The sequence below is a fragment of the Chryseobacterium piperi genome (assembly GCF_002285635.2).
In the GTDB taxonomy this organism is placed as follows: Bacteria; Bacteroidota; Bacteroidia; order Flavobacteriales; family Weeksellaceae; genus Chryseobacterium; species Chryseobacterium piperi.
In genome coordinates this window covers 616442-634998 of the sequence record NZ_CP023049.2, presented here as the reverse complement: position 1 = coordinate 634998, position 18557 = coordinate 616442, and the positions used below count along the sequence as shown (strand labels likewise).

The window sequence follows — 18557 nt, the reverse complement described above, 5'->3', positions numbered from 1 at the left end:
TACATGAGGCAGAAAATAAAAAGAACATTCAGAGTTTCAAAATATGTAATTTATAAAGAAACACTTGTAGATTACAAGGAACATTTTTGGTCTTTTTTAGGGGCCTTTTTTGGAATTGGAATTATTGCATTTATACAATCCCATTATCTTTTGGAACAGGAAAACATTTTCCTTATCGGTTCATTCGGAGCCTCCAGTGTTTTGATTTACGGAGCTATCCAAAGCCCTCTGGCACAACCCAGAAATTTAATTGGCGGGCATGTTCTCTCTGCATTGGTAGGTGTCACCATTTATAAAATTGTTCCCGATATTCTCTGGCTTTCCGCACCATTAGCCGTTGCATTTTCAATTGTTTTAATGCAGTATACAAAAACCCTTCACCCACCGGGTGGTGCTACAGCACTGATTGCCGTTACCTCATCGGGGAAAATTCCTGAACTTGGATATTGGTATGCTCTATCCCCTGTTCTTTCAGGATGCGTCATTCTACTACTTGTAGCTTTATTTTTCAACAATATTACCCCTAACAGAAGCTATCCTAATCACAGCAGATTAAAAAGACTATTAAAGAAAAAACATGAACATAAAATGAAAAAATAATAGTATGAATTGTCTTGAATGTGGCGAAAAAATACTTGGAAGGTCTGATAAAAAGTTCTGTAATGATGCCTGCCGAAACGCCTACAACAATAAACAGAACAAAGATTCTAATAACATGATGCGGAATATCAATAACAAACTCCGTAAAAATTACCGTATTCTGACAGAGGTAAACATCGATGGTAAAACTAAAATTTCCAGATCGAAGCTGGATGGCCTAGGTTTTGATTTTGATTATTTCACCAACATAAAAGTTTATAAAAACGGTTCTGAATATAAGTTCATTTATGATTATGGTTATAAGCTTTTAGAAGAAGATTTTGTTCTGATCGTGAGAAATCAGGCATAAGTACCCACTAAAATTAATACCTATGAAAGAAGTTGTTTTGATTACCGGAGCTAATGGCATGGTCACCCGAGAATTATCTGAAAATATTAATCAGGAATATGAGGTTAGGCTTTTAACCCGAAAAAAGAAACAAAGCAATGAATATGAATGGGATATTAATCGAGGAACAATAGATGAATCTGCATTTGATAATGTAAGTCATATTATCCATCTGGCCGGAGCCAATATTTCTGAAAAAAGATGGACTGCAGAAAGGAAAAAAGAAATTATTTCCAGCCGTACAGATTCTGCAAAACTGATCCTAGAAACTTTAAAAAAGAAAAACATCAGACTGAAGTCTTTTATCTCTGCTTCTGCGATAGGAATATATGGAGCGAAGACCTCTCAAAAAATATATTCTGAACAAGATGAAAAAGCCGATGACTTCCTTGGAAAAGTAGTTGTTTTATGGGAACAGGCTGCCGATAAATTTTTAGAGGAGGGTGCCGCTGAAAGAGTTGTAAAGATAAGAACATCTATTGTACTTTCTGAAAAAGAGGGAGCCTTAAAGAAAATGGCAGTTCCCATCCAATTCTGGATTGGATCACCGTTAGGAAGTGGTCAACAGTACATGCCATGGATCCATCTCAAAGACATCAGTGCTATTTATGAATTTGCACTAAAGAATCCACACATAAAAGGGGCCTATAACTCAGCCTCGCCAGAGCATACTACCAATGAAAATTTCACAAAAAAAATCGCTGAAGTTTTAAAAAAACCTCTATTGATGCCTAATATCCCTGCATTTATTTTAAAAATAATATTTGGTGAGCTGTCAATTGCTTTATTAGAGGGCTCCAGAGTAAATTCACAAAAGCTACATGATGCAGGCTTTCAGTTTCAATTTCCTTATTTAAAGAAGGCACTGGAAAATTTACTAAAAAATTAAAATTACAGAAGTATTATTCTTCTGGTCAAAATGATACACTTTTAGATTGTATCCCGTTCTTATCTTAGTCATTGATTCACTTATTAATATTAAATTATGAAAGACATCATTGTTACCAAAGCAAGACAGAATAATCTTAAAAACATTTCATTACAAATTCCTAAAAATAAAATTACTGTATTTACAGGAGTTTCAGGCTCAGGAAAATCTTCTCTGGTATTTGAGACCATTGGTGCAGAAGCCCAACGCCAGATCAATGAAACACAAAACAGTTTCATTAGAAACCGTCTACAGCATTTTGGTGTTCCCAATGTAGACAAAATCGAAAACCTCAATGTTCCTTTTATTATCAATCAAAAAAGATTAGGCGGAAATGCACGATCAACAGTAGGAACAGCAACTGATATCTATGCTTCACTCCGGCTGCTTTTCTCAAGAATGGGAAAACCTTTTGTGGGCTATTCTAATGTATTCTCATTTAATAATCCGCAAGGAATGTGTCCGGAGTGTGAAGGACTGGGATTTGTACAAGCCGTGAATATAGAAACCTTATTCAATAAAAATAAATCATTAAATGAAGGGGCAATACAATTTCCAACCTTTCAGTCAGGTGGATGGCGTCTTACACGTTATACTGAATCCGGATATTTTGATAATGATAAAAAGCTAAAAGACTATACCAAAGAAGAATGGGACTTATTATTGAATGCAGAAGAGCATACTCCTAAAAAACCTTCTAAAAACTGGGGAAAGACTGTAAAATACAAAGGTATCATTCCAAGAATTGAGAACTCTTTTCTGAAAAAGGATTCTAAAGAAAATATCACCCGAAAAGACACTTTAAATAAAGTAATCATTACCAAAGAATGCCCTGTCTGTAAAGGAAAGCGTTTGAATTCAAAAGTCCTGTCATGTAAAATTAAGGGTAAAAATATTGCAGATTGTACTGCAATGCCTATTGATGATTTGTTACTTTTTATACAAGCATTACCTTCTGAAATGTATTCTTCCATTCTGCAGGAACTTGAAAAAAAGTTACAGAACCTTATTGACATAGGTCTGCAATATCTTACATTGGACAGACAAACCGATACACTTTCAGGCGGAGAGTCACAACGAATCAAGATGGTCAAACAATTAGGAAACAGCCTGGTTGATTTATTATATATCTTTGACGAGCCCAGTATTGGACTACATCCTAAAGATATTGACCATATTGTAGATATCATCAAAAAAATAAGGGATAAAGGCAATACGGTATTGATTGTTGAACATGATCCTGATCTTATTAAAATAGCCGATCTCATTGTAGACATGGGACCCGATTCAGGAAAAAATGGTGGAGAGATTATGTATCAGGGAAGTTTTAAAGATTTAAAACACGCTAAAAGCAAAACCGGCAGCTATTTTAGTAAAGTCCGTGACTACAATACAAAACCCCGCACAGCTAAAGGTTATCTTGATATACAACATGCTCATCTCCATAACCTGAAAGATGTAAGTGTAAAAATACCTACAGGAATAATGACTGTAGTAACTGGTGTTGCAGGCTCTGGGAAAAGTACTTTAATCAATAAAGTTTTACCCATGTCCTATCCACAGGTAACCGTTGTAGATCAATCTGTATTTACAGCCAGTAGCCGTTCTAATTTATTGACGTACCTCAATCTCTCCAATATTGTCAGAAAGCTATTTTCTAATGCTAATCATGTTTCAGAAAAACTTTTTAGCAGAAACGGAGAAGGTGCATGTCCCAATTGCAGAGGTTTAGGCGTTGAAAAAATAGATCTCGCCTTTATGGATGATATCGAGCAGCCTTGTGAAGTTTGTCTGGGTTCAGGATATAAACCAGAAGTTTTACAATACCAGTATCATCACAAAAACATTGCAGATGTTATGGACATGACTGTTTTGGAAGCATTGCATTTCTTCCCTAAATCAGAATTCGGACATGAGCTTAATCTATTGATCAAGCTTGGTTTAGATTATCTTACCCTTGGACAACGTCTTGATAGTTTTTCGGGTGGTGAAAGACAGCGTTTAAAATTAACAAAAGAGCTTAATAATACCGATCAGGTTATTATTCTAGACGAGCCCAGTACCGGTCTCCATCCTATCGACAATGAAAAACTACTCTCATTCTTTGATGAGTTGGTTAATAAAGGGAATACCCTAATCGTTATTGAACATAATCTGGATATTATTGCCCAAGCAGACTGGATCATCGATATAGGCCCCGGAGCAGGTAAATTAGGAGGCAGTATTATTTATGAAGGAACTGTTGAAAGCCTATTATCAGCCAAGCATTCTGAAACTTCAAAATACCTGAAAAAGTACTTGAAGGGTAAATAGCATGATCCTGTTAAAACATTAACAACTTATTTACATTATTTTAATATAAATATCCTCTGAATCTCCCAATTTTAAAAGCTTGTTGAAAAATAAACACTAATTTAGCACTGATTTACATTTAGAGAAATAAGTATCTTCAAGCACCATGAATGACAGTTTGATTTTAAAGAACATCGCTAAACATGTTTCACTTAATAATGAAGAAGTGGTATACTTCAATTCTTTATTGAAAGAAAGAAAAATCCGTAAAAAAGAACTGATCCTGAAAGAACAGCAACTTTGTAAAGAAATCAATTTTGTCCAATCAGGGATTTTACGGGCTTTCTATATGGATGCAGCAGGGAAAGAAACCACCATTCTGTTTGCCACTCCCGATTGGTGGATTACTGACATGTATGCTTTTATCCATCAGAAACACGCCATGCTAAATATTGAAGCACTGGAAGATAGTACTATCCTACAGCTACAGAAAAAGGACCTGGATAATCTCTATCTGAAAGTCCCCAAATTTGAACGTTTTTTTAGGATCATGATGGAGAATGCATATACAAGAGAACAACTTCGGAATATAGAAAACCTTTCTTTATCTGCCGAAGAAAGGTATCATATGTTTCTGCAAAAGTATCCTTTAGCTGCAAAACAAATCACTCAAAAACAAATGGCATCCTATCTCGGAATAACACCTGAATTTTTAAGTGCTGTCAAAGCAAACCGGCACAAAAAATAGATATCTTAACCTATCTCATTTTTTCACCCTGTTAGGTTTCATTATTTTATCCAAAAAGAAAACATTATGTACAATACCCATTGCTCGTCGAATCATAGAAAAATGTAATACCATCTTACGGATAGAAGGATGTTCAAAACGAACTGATGAAAATGTAAGAATTGCTAAAAAAAGGTTTTAAAATTTATTATAACATAGAAGATATCCCCCATGGAGAATCATAACATAAAAATCATAAAAACAGAAGTCTTATCTGATAACTGGTATACTTTAAACAAAGTAACCTATGAAAAACTAAAAACTGACGGAACTATACAAACCCAAAGCAGAGAAGCTTATGACAGAGGAAATGGAGCCGTTATTCTGCTTTACAATAAGGATCAAAAAACGGTTATCCTTACCAGACAATTCAGATTGCCTACTTACATTAATGGCAATTCAACAGGAATGCTGATCGAAGCATGCGCCGGCTTATTAGATAATGACAATCCTGAAGATTGTATCAAAAGGGAAACAGAAGAAGAAACCGGTTACAAGATCTCCCAGGTAGAAAAGATTTTTGAATCTTATATGTCTCCCGGATCAGTTACTGAAATCCTTCATTTCTTCATTGCAGAATATTCAAAAGAAATGAAAACAACAGATGGCGGCGGATTGGAAGAAGAAGGTGAAGATATTGAAGTATTAGAGTTTTCCTTTGAAGAAGCATTGGCTATGATTGATACAGGAGAAATTAAAGACGCCAAAACAATCATGCTTCTTCAACATATTCGTGTGAAAAATATTTTATAGCATCATCTTTGCTGCTAAAAATACTGGAATCCGTATTAAAATAAAATTGAGTACTTTTCTTTTCAATTTTATATCCCGTGGATGTCTTAAAAATAAAAAGAGAAGCTATTAAAAAAATAAAAAAATTATGAAACGAAAATTTTCATTTATCCTGTTACTATCACTATCAGTAGCTGTTTTTGGTCAGAAAAAAGAAACCTTGAGCAATAAGGAAAAAGCGATTGTGGAACAGTTCAAAAATGAATATAAGAAGAAAAATTATAAAAAATTTGAAGGTAAAATTATTGTAAAGGATGGCTACGCGCACTTTGATGATAAGACCTTCTTATATGATAAGTCTGATAAAATAACAGTTTTAATGCTTGAAGAAGGGTTAATTTATCCACAGCTGCTAACCGATTATCAGATGGAAAAATTTATAGACGAAAGCACAGATAGAACTCAGAAAAGATTTTTACGCCTTCAAAAAGATCCACGTGCCGGTTTTGATGTAAACAATGTTAAATTAAACAATGCCACTGAGCTTACTTTTCTTGGTTCATCTCCTAAAACCAAAAGATTTAAAATTACCTGCAAAGACAATAAACTAGGAAATCAAATCCAGTATCTGATCGAACTGACCAATAAAAATGCAAACAAAGAAACCTCTATGGAAGAATTTATTAAAAATTCAACCTTGACCTATTTGCAGCAACAGAGGTTGGATTAGAAAATTATCAAAATAATTAAAGTATCTATGAAGATTGAAAATTTGAAGTGTAAAAGATTCTTCAAAAATTGAAACATAAATAATATAGCTTCAATAATAAAACGTAAATAAATTGGTGTCATTAGTGTTTAAAAATAAATAATTCAAACACAAATACCACTAATATCTACACTAATATTCACAAATAAGCAATACGTAGATACTATCTTTTGCAAAGTTATTTGTGCCATTATTTACAACAAAAATATTGATTATATCGTTTTAACTGTAGCCTAACCAGAATCTCGAGGCTACTAACCATTTGTCATATTCCTTTTAAATTTTTAAATGGTAACCCCATGATTATTCTTCACCTCAGCCATTACGAAAGTACTGTGTGTGCTTCCTATAGAATCTACAGTGCCTAGTTTATTAAAAACAAAATCCTGATAATGCTTCATATCTCTTACCTGAACTTTAAGTAGAAAGTCAAAATCTCCGGAAATATTATAACATTCCGCAACCTCTTCAATCTGTACAATTTCTTTCACAAACTCATTTCCCACAGAACGATCGTGAATCTTTAGTTTAACCTGGCAGAAAACAGTAAAGCCCCGGTTAAGTTTCTCAGCTTCCAAAACTGCTGCATAATGTTTAATATACCCTTCTTGCTCTAATCTTTTTACCCGTTCAAATACAGGTGATGGAGAAAGATTAATTTCTTTAGCCAGTTCCTTTACTGTTAATTTAGCATTCTTTTGCAGGATTCTTAGCAATTGAAGATCCTTGTCATCAAGTCTTTCCACAGGATAATATTCTTTTTTTGATTGAATATTTCAAATTTACAGAATAAATATCTTTACAAACTATTTTAAACAAAATTTTATCCCTAATTTTTAAAATAAATCCAACTAAATAACTTAATTTAATACCTTTACACCCTATTTTGTTCTTTAACATACTTCATCAAACGGAAAAGGTTTTACTTAAGGTAGATTAATAGGGAATCGTGTGAAAATCACGAACTGTCGCGCAACTGTAAGTAACATATTAAGGTTTTTGTCCTTGGAGATCCACTGCTGTCAAGCGGGAAGGATGACAGAAACTGTTACAAGTCAGGAGACCTGCCTGTTCCGAATTGACAATGCTTTCGCGGTCTGAAGCTTTTGGTCATACAGATGATACTTTTGAACGTATTAGGTTGGTTTAAACTTGGATTTGCATGAGTTTAAACGCAAAGATTTTTTATAGAGATTCCTTAGATTTAAGGAGCAAAGAAATGCGACGATGTCGCTGATGAAGCGTATGGATATAGCGTTCGCTTCTTCAAAATCAATTTTATTGATTTTCACCTTTGCCTTATTAAATAGAGAGAATTAGAAATAAACTTTGCGCTAAAAAGAAACTTCTAAAATTGGCGACCAATCTGAAAATTACGTCCATATTGTATCTCTCCATTACTCAAAAACTTTACCCCCGATTGCATTACGAAGCATTATAAGAACTTTTAAAACAAAATTTAATTAAAAGTTTAAAGAAAAATGCAAACACACATCCTTGGCTACCCGCGAATTGGCAGCAACAGAGAACTCAAAAAAGCCTGCGAACAATATTGGGCAGGTAAAACATCATTACAGGAACTGTTAGAGGTTGGAAAAACCATCAGAAAACAAAACTGGAAATTACAGCAGGAAGCAGGAATTGACCTTATTCCAACGAATGATTTTTCCTTTTATGACCAGGTTTTAGACCTCACCTTATCCGTTGGTGCTATTCCTTCGCGCTATCAGGATATTGCTTCAAAAGAATCCAGTACAGAACTGGATCTGTATTTTGCAATGGCAAGAGGATACCAAAAAGAGGGTTTAGATATTACCGCAATGGAAATGACTAAGTGGTTCGATACCAATTACCATTATATTGTCCCTGAATTTCAGAAGGATCAAAAGTTTAAACTATTCTCCAATAAAATCGTCAACGAATTTATTGAGGCAAAGGAAGAAGGGATCAACGCTAAACCAGTAATTATTGGACTGGTAACCTACTTACTATTAGGAAAAGAAAAGGAAGAAGGTTTCAATAAATTAGATTTAACCCAAAATCTTCTTCCGGTCTATACTGAGATCTTAAAAGAACTGGAAAATAACGGAGCCGAATGGATCCAGTTTGATGAGCCTTTTTTAGCATTGGACCTGGATCAAAAAGCTAAAGAAGTTTATCCGAATGTCTATACTGAGCTTGCCCAACAATTCCCGAATCTTAAGTTTCTTATCACTACCTATTTTGATGGACTAAAAGATAATCTTTCATTGGCGACTACCCTACCGGTCGATGCTTTGCATATTGATCTGGTACGTGCTCCCGAACAATTGGATGAAGTGATTAATGCTATTCCTGAAACATTAATTCTATCATTAGGTGTTGTGGATGGAAGAAATATCTGGAAAAATGATTTCAGCCAGTCTTTAGTTTCGATTAAAAAAGCAATTGCTGCACTGGGTCCTGAAAGGGTCTTTATCGCTCCGTCATGCTCTCTGCTTCATACTCCTTTCGATCTTGATCTTGAAAAAAATGAAAAAATATTATCTCCGGAGATCAAGCAATGGATGGCTTTTGCTAAACAAAAGGTTTCTGAAATTGTTTTATTAAAGAAATTAGCATCAGAAAACCCGGATTATAATACCTTACAGGAGTTGGCGGAAAATAAAAAAGCCATTGAAAACCGTAAAGTTTCAACGCTAATTCATAATAAAGATGTAAAAAGCCGCATTGAGCTTACTACAGAGAATGACGCTCAGAGAAACAGTCCATTTAATGCGCGAAAAGAAGCACAGCAGAGGGCACTGGAACTTCCACTATTTCCAACAACAACTATTGGCTCTTTCCCTCAAACCAAAGAAGTCAGAAGCTGGAGAGCTCAATTTAAGAAAGGAGACCTTACTGCAGAGGAGTATGATCAATTACTTAAAGAAGAAACTCAGAGAACGATTAACTGGCAGGAGGAAATCGGAATTGATGTGCTGGTTCATGGAGAATTTGAGCGTAATGATATGGTTGAGTATTTTGGGGAACAACTGGCAGGATTTGCTTTTACTCAAAACGGATGGGTTCAGAGTTACGGAAGCAGATGTGTAAAGCCACCTGTAATTTTTGGAGATGTCCACAGACCTCAACCAATGACAGTATATTGGTCTCAATATGCCCAATCTCTGACCAAAAAATGGGTTAAGGGAATGTTGACGGGCCCTGTTACTATTCTTCAGTGGTCTTTCGTACGTGATGACCAGCCTCGTTCTTTAACCTGCAAGCAGATTGCTTTAGCCATTCGTGATGAGGTTAGTGATCTTGAGAAAGCAGGTATCAGAATTATCCAGATCGATGAACCGGCTATCAGAGAAGGTCTTCCTCTACGGAAAGCAGAATGGCAGAATTACCTGCAATGGGCTGTAGAAGCGTTCAGAATCTCTGCAAGTGGTGTTGAGGATGCTACACAGATCCATACCCATATGTGTTATTCTGAGTTTAATGACATCATCCACAATATTGCAGATATGGATGCTGATGTGATCACCATAGAATGTTCCAGAAGTCAAATGGAATTGTTAAATGCCTTTGCAGACTTTAAATATCCTAACGAAATTGGCCCTGGAGTGTATGACATCCATTCTCCAAGAGTTCCATCAAAAGAAGAGATGGTAGAATTATTGAAAAAAGCACAAGCCGTAATCCCCGCAGAACAACTTTGGGTAAACCCTGACTGTGGATTGAAAACCCGTCATTGGGATGAAACTGAAAAAGCATTAATTGCTATGGTAGCAGCTTCAAAAGAAGTAGCTGCAGCCTATGAGACAGAGAAAGTTTAAAAACTGATTATTTTTTTTTATGGAGAGACAGGGGTTTAGGCTCCTGTCTTTTTTATATTTCGGCTAAAGCCGATCTTAATCCTATCAAGTTAAGCAGCTAAAGCCCATTATAAATATAAAAACCATTCTTAATGGCTTTAGCCAAAACCTATTCAGTTTATGACAATGCCACGAATAAATAATTTTATACTAAATCAAAAACATTCGTGCATTCGTGGCAAAAAAATCGGATTTTATCTAAAAGGATTATTAGATAACTCTATTCAAAACCTAATGAATTCTATACTATGACAACATAAAATACCACCCAAATAAATTAATAATGAATAAGTTATGATTTTTAGGATTTAATTACCTAATTTTGCACCCCGAAAAAAGGATTCGGATTATGGAATCGCTAATAGCCGTATTATAAAAATACTCATGAAGATAGCGATTGTATATACCCTTAAAAATCAATAAATATTTACATATGAAAAGAATTGGTGAACACAGAAAGCTTCTTGGGGTTGATAAAGAGGTTACCTTAAAAGAATTAAAAACAATTTACAGGAATACGATGAAAGATTCTCATCCTGATAAATTCATCAATGACGAAGCTGGGAAACTGGAAGCAGAGGAAAAAAGCAAATCTGTAATTGAAGCCTACCATTTTTTGGTGAGCATCAATCCGGAAACACAGGAAAAATATAAAGAAGAATATACGGAAACAATTACAAAATCAATCATTCAGGATTTCTATTTTGAAAAACAGATTTTGAAAGTTCAGCATTTGAATGGAAAAATGTATGAATATATTGGTGTTCCTAGAAATACCTATATCAAAATGGTGAATGCAGATTCACCAAGCCGTTTTGCAAGAAGACATATTTATGGAAATTTCATCTACAGAAAGTCAGGTGAGGTTATGGCAGATTAACTTTCTGTATACAATAAATGAGGGCTTCCGGTTTATACTGGGAGCCTTTTTTAATGGTCGAAAATGGAATATTGTTAGTTTTGGCTAAAGCCAATTGAATTGATATTTTTTATAAGCGGGCTAAAGCCCGTTCCCATTGATTTTTTCCTCCCACAGATTACACAAATGACACAGATGTTTCCCTGTATTTTAGGAGAGGTTTAAATTCTAGCTATACCACCATCAGAAAAGAAAATAAAATCATCATTTAATAGTTGCCAACACCTAACATCTCATTAATCTTAATAGGAATGGGTTTAGCCCATTTCACAATATCAAAACCATCCATAAGGCTTTAGCCGAAACCTATATTCTTCATATTTATAATAAGAACCTATTAGCAATAAAGAATACAGTAAAAAAAGCGTATCATTTCTGATACGCTTTTTCGGCTAATTAAGGTTGTTATTTAGTCTATGTGTTTCGGAGTATATCCATCTTCACTTAGTTCTTTGTGTACGTAATCGGCTTTCATTTCCGCATCATAGTCTACTTTTTGGTTTTTACCCATTCTTCTCAAAATCGAGTCAAATAAAGAGTATACTACTGGTACGATAATCAAGGTAAGGAATAGAGACGATGTCAAACCACCGATAACTACCCATGCAAGACCTTTATTCATCTCTGCTCCTGCTCCACTTGCCAAAGCAATTGGCAACATCCCGAAGATCATCGCAATCGTCGTCATTAAGATTGGACGAAGACGGGCATGGTTGGCCTGAACTAATGCATCGTGAGTCGTTGCACCAGCTGCTTTTCGTGCATTCGTAAAGTCCACAATAAGAATCGCATTCTTCGCAACAAGACCAATCAACATGATCATTCCTAACATCGTAAAGATATTTAATGAGTTGGCTGTTAAAGCAAGGATTACCATAACCCCGATCATTGCTAGTGGAATTGAGAATAATACCACAAACGGATATACAAAACTGTCATATAATGAAACCATTACCAGGTATACCAATACAATAGCCGCTAATAAAGCAATACCTAACGTACCGAAACCTTCCTGCTGGTTTTCCATATCACCACTCCAGATATAATCTACTCCTACAGGTTTTTTATCACTCTTCATGAATTGGTCTGCCCATTCATTTGCTACGTCACCTACAGGTCTACCTACTGCTTTAGCTCTTACCTTTACAGAAGGTGATTTATCTCTACGCTCAAGTAAACTTGGACCTGAGCCCATTTTCACTTCTGCAAACTGGCTCAAACGCACCTGTTGACCTTGAGGATTAGTAAACATTAAGTTTTTAACATCATCAATAGACTGTCTGTTGGCGTCACCAAAACGGATATTGATATCGTATTCATATTCTCCGGCTCTGTATTTTCCATCGGTATTCCCGTTAAACGCTGTTTGCATCGTTTGTCCCACACTGGAAAGGTTTAAACCTAAAGAAGCCATTTTATCTCTGTCAATATTCACCTGAACTTCCGGGTTACCGGTATCAGTTGATAATTCAGCATCCACTGCTCCTGGAACTTTTTTCAATAGTTCTAAAATTCTTGTCGCTTCTTTTACTGCTATAGCATTGTCCGGGGCAGTTACTACCATTTCAATCGGAGCATTTTCAGCACCCATGATACCGATTGGAGCCGTTTTGAATTCAACTCCCGTAAATTTCTCTTCTAATGCTCTTTTTACTTTTGCAGCTTTGATATTGGTACTTTCAGAACGTTCAGATTTATCTGTAAGGTTTACCTGAACCTCAGATTGATAAGTAGTAGCCTGAGCCCCACCAAAACCTGTTGACTGCTGACCTACTGTGGTAATCAAATCAACAACATCTTTATCATTTCTTAAAAACTTCTCAACATCCAATGTTAATTGGTTCGTTTTTTCAACCGTTGCATCTTTTGACAATTCCATCTGAACTAAGAACTGACCACGGTCAATAGGAGGGAAAAATTCTCCACCGATGAAACCGAATACTACCAGCATGAATGAAGCGATTAAAACAATAAAGGTAATCACAACAGTAGATATTCTTCTTAAAGTAGTCTTCAAACACCATTCAAGGATATCTGTAATCCAGTGCGTGAACTTATCAATTAAACCTTCAAACCAAAGGATGAATTTCTCAAACCAGTTTTTTCCTGTTAAATGTTCCAGCTTACCAAATCTTGATGACAACCAAGGGATGATGGTAAATGAAGCTAACAATGATAATAATGTTGCAATAACTACCGTGACGCAGAATTGCGCAAGGATATTAGCTACAAGACCTGAACTCATCGCAATCGGTAAGAATACCACCACAATTACCAATGTAATCGCTGCTACGGTAAATCCAATCTCTGAAGCTCCATCGTAGGCTGCACGGATTTTACTTTTCCCCATCTCCATGTGACGGTAGATGTTTTCCAGTACTACGATCGCATCATCCACAAGAATACCTACCACCAGGGATAGTCCTAGTAAACTCATCAAGTTCAGAGTATACCCCATCAAGTTCATTCCAATAAATGCTGCAATCAATGAAGCCGGAATGGAAACCATTACGATAAAGGCATTTCTGATACTGTGAAGGAATAAAAGCATTACAATAGCCACAAGAATAATCGCCAGGAACAAGTCAAAAATAACGTGGTTCGCTGATTCCAGGGTAAAGTCGGTTGTATCGTTAACTACTTTTACTTTTACTCCCTGAACTTTATATGCTTCTTCAACCGTTGCAATGGTTTTCTGAACACTTTCAGATACAGCAACCGCATTGGCATCAGATTGTTTCTTAACCTGCATCAAAATCGTAGGGAACTGATTAAATCTTGCTACTTTTTCAACATCCTTCTGAGAGTCAAAAACTGTTGCAATATCAGATAAACGAACCTGCGCTCCGTTTCTGTTGGAAACAACAAGGTTGTTCATTTCTGCAATCGACTTATATTTTCCGGATAATCTGATCGTAGCCTTTGTTGTTCTCGTTTTCAAACTACCTGTCGGGAAATCTAAGTTTGATGAAAGAATTGCCTGTTGAACATCAGCGATTGAAAGGCCATATCCTTGCAATTTTTTCTCATCAAGATTCACCTGGATTTCTCTTTCCTGTCCTCCTACAAGGTCAACCTGAGCCACCCCGTTCACACGGGAGAAAATAGGCTCAATTTTTTTATCTAAAAGATCATAAAGCTCTTTATTATTCAATTTATCCGATGAAATACTCATCGTAATAATCGGTAAGTCGTCCAAAGAGAATTTGTTCAGTGAAGGTGGATCTACATCATCCGGAAGATCTTTAAGAACTGCGTTTACCTTACGCTGAGCATCATTTAAAGCATAGTCTACATCTGCTCCATCGTTCAGCTGAACCATGATGACAGATAAACTTTCATATGAAGAAGATTCTACTTTTTTCACATTTTCCAGGGAACCAACGGCATCTTCAATCTTTCGGGTTACCGAAGTTTCCACCTCTGCAGGTGAAGCTCCAGGATATACCGTAGAAATGGTTACCATATTGGTCTCAAATTTCGGAATCAATTCGTATCCCATGAGTGTATAACTCAGGATACCTCCCAACGTTAGGATTGTAAATAATACAATAACCAACGAGGGTCTTTTAATGGATATTTCTGCTAACTTCATAAATCTGCTACTTTACAATATTCACTTTAGATCCGTTGTCAAGGTTGATCTGTCCGCTCGTTATTACTTGCTCACCTCCATTAAGCCCGCTTAGAACCTGAACTTTATCACCGTATACTTTACCAACGGTTACTTTGATCATTTTAGCAGCTCCGTTTTGAACGATAAACAACTGTCCGGAGCTTACTCCGTTTACAAACGCCTCTGCAGGAACGGTCAGCATATTCTGAGTTTCCGCTCCGTGATTTGTTTTGAATATAGCAGTTGCATACATTCCTGCTTTTAAATTTCCTCTGTTTGGAACTTCAATTTCAACCGGGAAATTTAAAGAAGCATCACTTTTTGGAGCAATAAATGTAATTCTTCCGCTGAAAGAATCTTCAGGTAAAACATTTACATTAATAGGAACTTCCTGACCAATCTGTATTCTTCCAATTTGGCTTTCATCGACCAATACCGATAACTTCAAACTGTTGATATTTACAATCTCAAACATCGCTGTTCCTACAGAAACTACTGTTCCTGGTTCAACCATTTTTTTATTAATTGTACCACTGATTCCGGCACGAATATTTGTATCATTTACTCTTACTCCCTGAGCTTTTACGGCAGCCTGCATATTTTTCAACTGTAATCTTGAATTGTCAAGCTGTTGTTTAGTAACCCCTCCGGTTTTGTAAGCATTTTCGTAACGTTGATTATCGATAATCGCATTTTGCAAATTATTCTGAGCCTGCGATACATCTACTTCTATAGCATCTCTCTTAATCGTTGCTAAAGTCTGTCCTGCAGAAACTCTTGATCCTTCTTTCACCAAAACACTCACAATACGTCCGGCAATTTCAGAAGATTGATTCATTTCTGCTTTGGGAAGAAAAGTACCATTAGCTGAATAATCCGTATCGATATTTTCTCTTTTTACAGTAACGATATTGACGTTTATTTTATCAACCTGCTTAGCTACTTCATTAACTTCTTTCGTCTGTTTCTCTTTATTTCCGGCAATCTTATAAGCGGCCAAACCAATAAGTACGGCTGCTACGATAATATATATTAAAGTTTTTTTCATTTTAGTTTATTATTGATTTTCTAACGTGTTTAATTCTCCTTTAGCCTTGATTAATTTTATTTCTGCCTGTTTGTAGTCCAACAGCGCATTAGCATAGTTCTGCTTTGCCTGTGTCAGAGCATTTTCAGCATCCAAAACTTCGGTAAGTGTTGCCAAACCATATTGATAGTTAGACTGAGTATTTTTCTGTACCCGATCTGCCAAACCTACATTGTCTTTTGTACTTTCGATCGTAATGATTGCATTTTCCATATTGGAAACAGCATTTTTATAATCCAAACTCAGGCTTAACTTTGTGTTTTCAATATCCTGATCTAAATCCTGAATATCAATTTCAGCTTGTTGTATCTGGGCCTTGGTTTGTCCTCCCATAAAGATTGGGATTTTGATAGCCAAACCGATAGAAGCAAAATCACTCCAATTGGTTCCCTGTGATGAACCTGTGAAATAAGGAACCTTATTCCCTAATCCCTGCCAACCATAATTACCTGTCAATCCAACAGTAGGATACAGAAAAGCTTCAGTTGCTTTTTTACTGAATTGCAAAAGTTCTCTTTGTTTGTTTAAAACTCTTAATTCAGATCTTTGCTCAAGACTCACATTTGTTCCCAGAAGTTGAGGATTAGGCTCAATAGTTTTTTGTTCCAGCTCAATGGATGTCTCAATAGGAACTCCCATATAAAACTTAAGAGCATTTTTCGAAACCTCTACCCCGTTGATTAATTGCTGTTTATTTGAACCGATATTAGTCAACTGAACATTCGTACGATCCAGATCAATTGATTTTGCAAGACCGTTATCTACTAGACTTTTAATAACATTTCTTACCTTTTCTGTATTCGCATAACTTGCTTCTACAGTTCTAAGGTTCTCTTCCTGAACAAATACCTGATAATAAGCAGTTGCTACATTTTCAATAATCTGCTCATTTGTTAATTGAGAATTAAGAATATAAAATTCACGGGTAGATTTTGCAGCTTTTAAACCGATGAAAACTCTTTGATCAAAAATATTCTGGTTAAGAGTTACCGAGTTTACAGACTGCCATTTTGTTCCAAATGTAACAGGAATCATTTGTCCAGGCATTCCTAAGATCTCACCGGGAAGAACTGATTTCTGTAAAATAGGGTTAAATGTATTACTGATATTAGCACTGATCTGCGGTAACGCACCGGCTCTGGCTTCATCAATCTTATATTCAGCTTTCTTTATCTGTAAGGCAGCTTTTTTAGCTTCTGCCTTATTTTTAAGTGCCTGCTGAATAGCTTCTTTTAAGGAAACCTGCTGTTGAGCATGTACTGATGAATAACCGAAAATCATAAATGCAGCAGCTATCCCAATTTTGAGCTTAATTGCAGTTATACGTTTTCTTTTCATAATTTTATTACTTCGTTTATTTTTTTAATAGTATGTTCTTTTTGAAATGCCTTATTGCTAAAGGACGTTTGATATTTAAAAATACTTTAAGCTTTTTCTAATTTTTAAATAACATATTGATAATAATCTCTTTTCTCTCGGAAATGATCTTATCAAACTCCTTATCATCAATCATTAGATTTTCCATTAAAAGAGGTCGTATGGCACTTGGAAAGACTAATAATGAAATCATATTTAAAACAAACTGAATAGGCTTCATCTTTTCGATGTTTCCCAGTTCCATTTCTTTTTCAATATCATTATACAGTTTTTCCAACTCATTACCCTCGATATCTTTTTGATGGCAAGTACCCTTATTGATTTGGGAAACAATATAGGTTTCCAGATAAGGATAGCGTAAACTTGTCGAAAGACTCCCTTCTATAAACTGGCTTATTTTTTCTTTAAATGGTAACCCTGAATCCTGGATAATCTTAGATTTCTGTTGCTCCACCTTTTGCGCTTCATTAAAAACAATTTGAACCAGATTATCTCTGGAACGAAAATAATAGTTAATAAGCGTCCTGTTCACTCCTGCTTCATCTGCAATCTCTTGCGTTGTAGCATCAAATTTTCCTTTCACAAAGAATAAATTCTTCGCAGTTTCTTTGATCAATTCTTGTGTTTGGTCTTTTTTTGCTTGATTTGACATTTTTGTTAAACAAATTTGTGCAAATGTATATCAAAAAATATTTTTGACAAAATTGTTAAACAAAAAAATTAAAAAGAATTATTATGATTTACATCATATTTTGATACAGGTATAATAAACAATGGAAAAGTAATGGCTGGGAAAGCTATTCGGAGTAAGGATACTATCACAAGTCCTATTTTTACTGTGTTGAAATTCCACGTTCCGCTGTGCTCCACTCTGAATGATAAAGATTGCGTTTAGGTTTACGCTGAAAAAAGATTAAAATATATTAAATAGCAATTTTCAGATTACAATACGCTCTATGGAGAAAACTCCACATCCCAAATATCACAATCTTTGTCGTTTCGTTCTGAAAGAATCTAGCCCATTTATTTTGCTGAGATTCCACGTTCCGCTACGCTTCACTCTGAATGACAAAGATTGTGTTTTAAGTTTACACCAAAAAAGATATTAAAACATATTCAATAACAATTTTCAGGTTATATACTTCTTTGAAGAAATCCCACATCTCCAAAAGCATAATCTTTATCATTCTAAAAAAAGAATCCGCCCTTTTTTGTGCATT

Annotated in this window: 14 protein-coding genes and 1 riboswitch; of the genes, 9 read left to right on the top strand and 5 right to left on the bottom strand. The window is 35.4% G+C overall.

What is annotated here, in order from left to right; translation table 11 throughout:
• Positions 1–3 precede the first annotated feature (3 nt).
• From CJF12_RS02780 to CJF12_RS02750, 7 genes are all read left to right on the top strand, one after another.
• On the top strand, positions 4–600 hold the full coding sequence (locus CJF12_RS02780) for an HPP family protein (RefSeq protein ID WP_034681842.1): 597 nt from the start codon (positions 4–6) through the stop codon (positions 598–600).
• Between the two features lie 4 nt (positions 601–604).
• Complete coding sequence (locus tag CJF12_RS02775; RefSeq protein WP_034681846.1) at positions 605–949, top strand: DUF2116 family Zn-ribbon domain-containing protein; 345 nt, start codon at positions 605–607, stop codon at positions 947–949.
• A gap of 22 nt (positions 950–971) precedes the next feature.
• Positions 972–1877: a TIGR01777 family oxidoreductase gene (locus tag CJF12_RS02770; RefSeq protein ID WP_034681848.1), complete on the top strand. Its 906-nt coding sequence runs from the start codon at positions 972–974 to the stop codon at positions 1875–1877.
• 96 nt (positions 1878–1973) lie between these two features.
• A complete protein-coding gene (locus CJF12_RS02765; protein WP_034681850.1) occupies positions 1974–4229 on the top strand; it encodes an ATP-binding cassette domain-containing protein in 2256 nt (751 codons plus the stop codon).
• Positions 4230–4374: 145 nt separating this feature from the next.
• Positions 4375–4956 (top strand): Crp/Fnr family transcriptional regulator, encoded by a 582-nt coding sequence (locus CJF12_RS02760; protein ID WP_034681852.1) that lies wholly within the window; start codon positions 4375–4377, stop codon positions 4954–4956.
• A 210-nt stretch (positions 4957–5166) separates the two neighbouring features.
• Positions 5167–5748, top strand: a complete 582-nt coding sequence (nudK, locus tag CJF12_RS02755; protein WP_034681855.1) for a GDP-mannose pyrophosphatase NudK — start codon at positions 5167–5169, stop codon at positions 5746–5748.
• A 127-nt stretch (positions 5749–5875) separates the two neighbouring features.
• Positions 5876–6457 (top strand): hypothetical protein, encoded by a 582-nt coding sequence (locus CJF12_RS02750; RefSeq protein ID WP_034681857.1) that lies wholly within the window; start codon positions 5876–5878, stop codon positions 6455–6457.
• 323 nt (positions 6458–6780) lie between these two features.
• Here the strand turns inward: CJF12_RS02750 and CJF12_RS02745 are convergent, their stop codons facing one another.
• Positions 6781–7242, bottom strand: coding sequence for an Lrp/AsnC family transcriptional regulator (locus CJF12_RS02745; RefSeq protein ID WP_034681861.1), 462 nt, complete (start codon positions 7240–7242; stop codon positions 6781–6783).
• Between the two features lie 154 nt (positions 7243–7396).
• Positions 7397–7582: riboswitch (cobalamin riboswitch) on the top strand.
• 395 nt (positions 7583–7977) lie between these two features.
• On the opposite strand from CJF12_RS02745, the gene metE reads away from it, so the two are divergent.
• Together metE and CJF12_RS02735 are read left to right on the top strand one after the other, a co-directional pair.
• Positions 7978–10299 (top strand): 5-methyltetrahydropteroyltriglutamate--homocysteine S-methyltransferase, encoded by a 2322-nt coding sequence (gene metE, locus CJF12_RS02740; protein ID WP_034681863.1) that lies wholly within the window; start codon positions 7978–7980, stop codon positions 10297–10299.
• A 472-nt stretch (positions 10300–10771) separates the two neighbouring features.
• A complete protein-coding gene (locus CJF12_RS02735) occupies positions 10772–11218 on the top strand; it encodes a KTSC domain-containing protein (RefSeq protein ID WP_034681864.1) in 447 nt (148 codons plus the stop codon).
• Between the two features lie 448 nt (positions 11219–11666).
• Here CJF12_RS02735 and CJF12_RS02730 read toward each other — a convergent pair whose 3' ends face one another.
• From CJF12_RS02730 to CJF12_RS02715, 4 genes are all read right to left on the bottom strand, one after another.
• Positions 11667–14852, bottom strand: coding sequence for an efflux RND transporter permease subunit (locus CJF12_RS02730; protein WP_034681865.1), 3186 nt, complete (start codon positions 14850–14852; stop codon positions 11667–11669).
• Between the two features lie 7 nt (positions 14853–14859).
• Positions 14860–15921 carry an efflux RND transporter periplasmic adaptor subunit gene (locus CJF12_RS02725; RefSeq protein WP_034681867.1) on the bottom strand — a complete coding sequence of 354 codons (1062 nt, stop codon included), beginning with the start codon at positions 15919–15921 and terminating at the stop codon, positions 14860–14862.
• Between the two features lie 9 nt (positions 15922–15930).
• Positions 15931–17298, bottom strand: a complete 1368-nt coding sequence (locus tag CJF12_RS02720) for a TolC family protein (protein WP_051887181.1) — start codon at positions 17296–17298, stop codon at positions 15931–15933.
• A gap of 97 nt (positions 17299–17395) precedes the next feature.
• Positions 17396–17989 carry a TetR/AcrR family transcriptional regulator gene (locus CJF12_RS02715; RefSeq protein WP_034681869.1) on the bottom strand — a complete coding sequence of 198 codons (594 nt, stop codon included), beginning with the start codon at positions 17987–17989 and terminating at the stop codon, positions 17396–17398.
• Positions 17990–18557 lie beyond the last annotated feature (568 nt).